General features: G+C 67.3%; 6 protein-coding genes. 3 read left to right on the plus strand and 3 right to left on the minus strand.

Translation table 11 applies throughout. The features are described from left to right. Positions 1-292 precede the first annotated feature (292 nt). Positions 293-481 carry a hypothetical protein gene (locus RMO04_RS08665; RefSeq protein ID WP_309644385.1) on the minus strand — a complete coding sequence of 63 codons (189 nt, stop codon included), beginning with the start codon at positions 479-481 and terminating at the stop codon, positions 293-295. Here RMO04_RS08665 and RMO04_RS08670 point away from each other — a divergent pair. Next, on the plus strand, positions 480-788 hold the full coding sequence (locus RMO04_RS08670) for a hypothetical protein (RefSeq protein ID WP_309644386.1): 309 nt from the start codon (positions 480-482) through the stop codon (positions 786-788). The genes RMO04_RS08665 and RMO04_RS08670 overlap by 2 nt on opposite strands. Here RMO04_RS08670 and RMO04_RS08675 read toward each other — a convergent pair. After that, positions 785-1,720, minus strand: coding sequence for a hypothetical protein (locus RMO04_RS08675; RefSeq protein WP_309644387.1), 936 nt, complete (start codon positions 1,718-1,720; stop codon positions 785-787). The genes RMO04_RS08670 and RMO04_RS08675 overlap by 4 nt on opposite strands. After that, entirely contained in the window at positions 1,720-2,061 is a 342-nt protein-coding gene (locus RMO04_RS08680) for a helix-turn-helix transcriptional regulator (RefSeq protein WP_309644388.1), read from the minus strand. The genes RMO04_RS08675 and RMO04_RS08680 overlap by 1 nt, the downstream gene beginning before the upstream one ends. A 129-nt stretch (positions 2,062-2,190) precedes the next feature. On the opposite strand from RMO04_RS08680, the gene uvrB reads away from it, so the two are divergent. Further along, positions 2,191-4,437 carry an excinuclease ABC subunit UvrB gene (gene uvrB / locus RMO04_RS08685; protein ID WP_405041475.1) on the plus strand — a complete coding sequence of 749 codons (2,247 nt, stop codon included), beginning with the start codon at positions 2,191-2,193 and terminating at the stop codon, positions 4,435-4,437. A 322-nt stretch (positions 4,438-4,759) separates the two neighbouring features. After that, on the plus strand, positions 4,760-5,026 hold a 267-nt coding region (locus RMO04_RS08690; RefSeq protein ID WP_309644389.1), incomplete at its 3' end, for a hypothetical protein.

The raw sequence follows: 5,026 nt of genomic DNA on the forward strand, positions 1-5,026 counted from the left end.
GGCCTGGCCCTCACCCTCGCCGCCTGCGGTCACAATGTGGAGCAACGGGCCGCCACGGGCGCGGCGACAGGCGCCGTGGTCGGCGGACCCGTCGGCGCCGTCGCCGGCGCGGCGGTGGGCACGGCCGTCAGCAAGGCGGCCGACAAATAGCCACAGGGTCCTCGCCCCTGGAGCGAGGACCCCGGGCCGCTTTCCCCTATTGGGCATAGTCCGGATAGGTCATGTGGGCGGTCGGGCGCTCCCCCAGAATTGCATCCGTACAGGAAGCGATTCTGGGGGAGTTCGCCGTGCTTCACGTCACCTTCGCCCTGGCGGTCTTGGTCGCGGTCATCGCCATCGCCGCCACGGGCGCGCCGTATTTCTGATCGTAGCTGGCGACGATGCTGAAGCAGGCGGTCGCAGTTTTGATTCTCGTCGGCGCGGGCTCTACCGCCCAGGCCGCCGCCGCGCCGGCCTGGCGCGTGCAACAGGCCTGCGCCATGCAGCGCTATCTCCGCGCCACGCCGGCCTTCCCCAGCAACTGGGACCGCAGCGCCGCCAATGTCTCCCTGGGCTCCGGCGGCCCGGCCCTGCGCCGCCGCGACGATCCTGACGCCCGGGCGCGCTTCGATGTCGCCATGCGATCGGGCCGGGGCTTCGCCGACCGGGCCGCAGCCCAACTCGCGGCGCGTGAACGCATCACCCCAGAGGAGGCCACCCGCCGCATCGGGTCCGACCCCGGCCCCTGGCCCGTGGTGACCCCCGCCAAGTGCGAGGTCCTGGAGCGCCGGGCGGAGAAGGGCCGCTAGGCGCGCGCGCCCCGCGCCAGGCGCCACAGGCCCTGCCCCGCGCCCCACAGACTGGCCGCCAGCCCGGCGGACAACCCGATCTGGATCGCCAGCTCGACGCTGGTCAGCAGGCGCGCGCTCTCCGCGCCCGCGCTCACCGTCGCCCAGGGCCCCGAGCGCAACAACACCACCAGGATCGCCGCGGCCGTCAGATGCCGCCCCACGCTCAGCAGCCGGTTCGGGGTCACCCAGGCCGGCCGCACGAACTCCACCAGGCTCACGGCCAGGCTGGCCACGGCGTAGGCGAGGATCGGGGCATGGAGGTCGCGCCAGACCTGGGCCATCCCGACCACCGGATAGCCGTCGTGGCGCAAGATGGCGCTGAACTCGATGGCGCCGGTCCACCACAGGATGAACACCACGCCCATGGCGATGTCGGTGGAAAGGTCGAACCGCGACCGGGTCGCCGAGCCGCTGGGCGGCAGGTCGCGCGGCCGCCACCGCTTCGACAGGTCCAGGCCCGATCGCTCGAGCAGGAAACAGACCAGGGTGACCACGCCGAAGGTGAACAGCGCACCGTGGGTCACGGACGGCAGCACCCGGCTCAGGCCCCGCGCCACATCCTCGGTGGCCAGGATCCGCAGGATGACCAGCACCAGATAGACCCCGCCCACCGTGGCGAAGGTGAGCTTCAGGGCGAACCACCAGAACGGAAACATCTCCGGCCCGATCAGGTGCTGGACCTTGCGATACCGCCCGGCGACCACCAGCGGGTGGCCGAACCCGACCAGCATCGCCTCGGTCTCCTCGCGGGTCAGGGCGCGGCCCAGCTCGGCCTCCCGCTCCTCGCGCTGCGACAGCAGCACGTCGCCCAGTTCGGCGGCCACGTCCTCGCGCTGGCCCTCGGGCAGCTCGCGCTTCACGGCGCCCAGATAGCGGTCGATGAGATCCATCACGCGTCGTCCTTCAGGATTCGGTTGAGGGAGGCGTTCAGTTCGCGCCACTCGGCGACAAGGCGGATCAGGACCGTCTGGCCCTGGGGCGACAGGGTGTAGAAGCGCTTCTTCCGCTTCTCCTCCTCGCGCCATTCGCTGGTCAGCAGGCCCTGGCTCTCCAGCCGGCGCAGCATCGGATAGAGCGCGCCTTCGTCGATCTCCACGCCGCTGTCGGCCAGGGCCTTGCGCAGGGTGTAGCCGTAGTGCTCGCCGCGCAGCTGGCCCAGCACCGCCAGGATCAGCGATCCCCGCCGCAGTTCAAGCCGAAGCGCCTCGAAGATGTCGTCGTCCGTCGCCATACTGTGTGACGTATACTGTGTGTCACACAGTGTCAATTTGAGGCGAGATCTGCCCCCGCCATCCTGCTGACAGTTTTGGGCGCATCGGGGCGCTAGCATCCGGGCATGATCAATCCTACCTTGGCGTTCATGCCCCGTTCCGCCGAACCCACCGTCCCCGCCGGCGTCGCCGACATGTCGGCCGCCTTCGACTATGACGAGAACACCATGCCGATGCTGTGGAAGCCCCACCGCCCGGCGCGGCCGCAGAAGTCGGAGGGCGGCAAGCGGTTCAAGCTCGTCAGCGACTACGAACCCGCCGGCGACCAGCCGACGGCGATCGCCGACCTGGTGGCCGGGCTGGAGGGCCGCGAGCACGACCAGGTCCTGCTGGGGGTCACGGGCTCCGGCAAGACCTTCACCATGGCCAAGGTGATCGAGCAGACCCAGCGGCCCGCCCTGATCCTGGCGCCCAACAAGACCCTGGCCGCCCAGCTCTATTCCGAGATGAAGAGCTTCTTCCCCGAGAACGCGGTGGAGTTCTTCGTCTCCTACTACGACTACTACCAGCCCGAGGCCTACGTCCCGCGGACCGACACCTACATAGAGAAAGACTCATCCATCAACGAGCAGATCGACCGGATGCGCCACTCGGCGACCCGGGCGATCCTCGAGCGCGACGACGTGATCGTGGTCGCCTCGGTCTCCTGCATCTACGGCATCGGCTCGGTCGAGACCTACACGGCCATGACCATGACCCTGGAGCCCGGCCAGAAGATCGACGAGAAGCGGCTGATGGGCGACCTGGTGGCCCTGCAGTACAAGCGCAACGACGCGGCCTTCGAGCGCGGCTCGTTCCGCCGGCGCGGCGACACCATCGAGATCTTCCCCGCCCACTACGAGGACCGCGCCTGGCGCATCAGCCTGTTCGGCGACGAGGTCGAGACGGTCACCGAGTTCGACCCCCTGACCGGCAAGAAGACCGCCGACCTCGACGGCATCAAGATCTACGCCAACAGCCACCACGTGACCCCGCGCCCGACGCTCAACCAGGCGGTCATCTCCATCAAGGCCGAGCTGAAGGAGCGCCTCGACTGGCTGGTCGCCAACGGCAAGCTGCTGGAGGCCCAGCGCCTGGAGCAGCGGACCAATTTCGACATCGAGATGATCCAGGCCACCGGCTCCTGCGCCGGCATCGAGAACTACAGCCGCTATCTCTCAGGCCGCCGCACCGGCGAGCCGCCCCCGACCTTCTTCGAATACATCCCCGAGAACGGCCTGCTGTTCGTCGACGAGAGCCACCAGTCGGTGCCCCAGATCGGCGGCATGTACCGCGGCGACTACCGCCGCAAGTTCACCCTGGCGGAATACGGCTTCCGCCTGCCCTCCTGCCTCGACAACCGCCCGCTCAAGTTCGAGGAGTGGGACGCCATGCGGCCGGCGACCGTCCACGTCTCGGCCACCCCCGGCAACTGGGAGATGGAGCGCGCCGGCGGCGTCTTCGCCGAGCAGGTGATCCGCCCCACCGGCCTGATCGACCCCCCGGTCGAGGTGCGCCCGGTCACCACCGGCGGCTTCAGCCAGGTGGACGACGTCATCGACATGGTCCGCCAGACCACGGCCAAGGGCTACCGCTCCCTGATCACCGTGCTCACCAAGAAGATGGCCGAGGACCTCACCGAGTACATGCACGAGCAGGGCCTGCGCGTGCGCTACATGCACTCCGACATCGACACCATGGAGCGGATCGAGATCATCCGCGATCTGCGCCTGGGCGCCTTCGACACCCTGGTGGGGATCAACCTGCTGCGCGAGGGCCTCGACATCCCCGAGTGCGGCCTGGTCGCCATCCTCGACGCCGACAAGGAAGGCTTCCTGCGCTCCGAGACCAGCCTGATCCAGACCATCGGCCGCGCCGCGCGCAACGTCGACGGCCAGGTCATCCTCTACGCCGACCGCGTCACCGGCAGCATGGAGCGCGCGCTTAACGAAACCTCACGCCGCCGCGAGAAGCAGGAGGCCTACAACCTCGAACACGGCATCACGCCCGAGAGCATCAAGAGCTCCATCAAGGAGATCCTCGCCAGCGGCTACGAGAAGGACCGCCCCCTGGTCCCGGTCGGCGTGGCCGAAGGCTCCAAGCCGTTCCTGGGCGACAACTTCAAGACCACCCTGCGCGACCTCGAAGCCAAGATGCGCGAAGCCGCCGCCAACCTGGAGTTCGAGACCGCCGCAAGACTGCGCGACGAGATCAAGCGGCTGAAGATGCTGGACCTGGAGTTCGCCAACGATGCGCTGACGGCGCCGGGGGAAGAGGTGGATCGTGGGGCGGTGAAGCGGGTGAAGGCGGAGGCGCGGGCCGAGGCGGCGGAGCGGTTCCGGAAGGGGAAGCTGTAGGGGGCAATCGACTATCTCGCCCGATACAGGAGCGCTCGATATAGCGCTCTAGTGACTATCATACACTCGTCTTCGAGCAACAACACGGCCCATCGAGGACCCCGAAGCGGGCAGTAGGGCCGTCTGAAATTTCCAAGTCATCTTGCTCCAAGGCGTGCAACACGACACGTGTGTCGCACTCTGCGCTCCCGTAACATACTGTTATCGCAGTTAATATTGCTCATACCAGCAAGACATAAATGTCGTCTCGTCAGGGTGCACGAAGCTGCTTGCACCGCGCAACAGAATGAATAGCCTGCATCAATCGATGGAGGTTTCCTTAATGACCGCGCTCTCAGAAGTTCAATCCGGGCGGAAATTGCTAACTCACGAGGTTCGGAACATCGAGCCTGCCGAGGCGGCCGAGTTGTTGAAGCGAGTGCGCAATGAGGCGCCCGTTGATCAACAGCAGGTCGCGACCTACGCCCAGGACATGGCCGCAGGGGCATGGAAGCTCAATGGTGATCCGATCATCTTTGATACCGCTGGAGTGGTCCTATCTGGGCGACTTCGGCTGTACGCTTGCGTACGAAGCGCTAAATCGTTCCCA

The organism is Phenylobacterium sp. (genome assembly GCF_031412415.1).
Taxonomy (GTDB): domain Bacteria; phylum Pseudomonadota; class Alphaproteobacteria; order Caulobacterales; family Caulobacteraceae; genus Phenylobacterium.

Coding starts and splice junctions, on each gene's coding strand:
- RMO04_RS08680 (WP_309644388.1), bottom strand. CDS start 2,061: ATGGCGACGGACGACGACATCTTCGAGGCGCTTCGGCTTGAACTGCGG.
- RMO04_RS08670 (WP_309644386.1), top strand. CDS start 480: ATGCAGCGCTATCTCCGCGCCACGCCGGCCTTCCCCAGCAACTGGGAC.
- RMO04_RS08675 (WP_309644387.1), bottom strand. CDS start 1,720: ATGGATCTCATCGACCGCTATCTGGGCGCCGTGAAGCGCGAGCTGCCC.
- uvrB (WP_405041475.1), top strand. CDS start 2,191: ATGCCCCGTTCCGCCGAACCCACCGTCCCCGCCGGCGTCGCCGACATG.
- RMO04_RS08665 (WP_309644385.1), bottom strand. CDS start 481: ATGGCGCAGGCCTGTTGCACGCGCCAGGCCGGCGCGGCGGCGGCCTGG.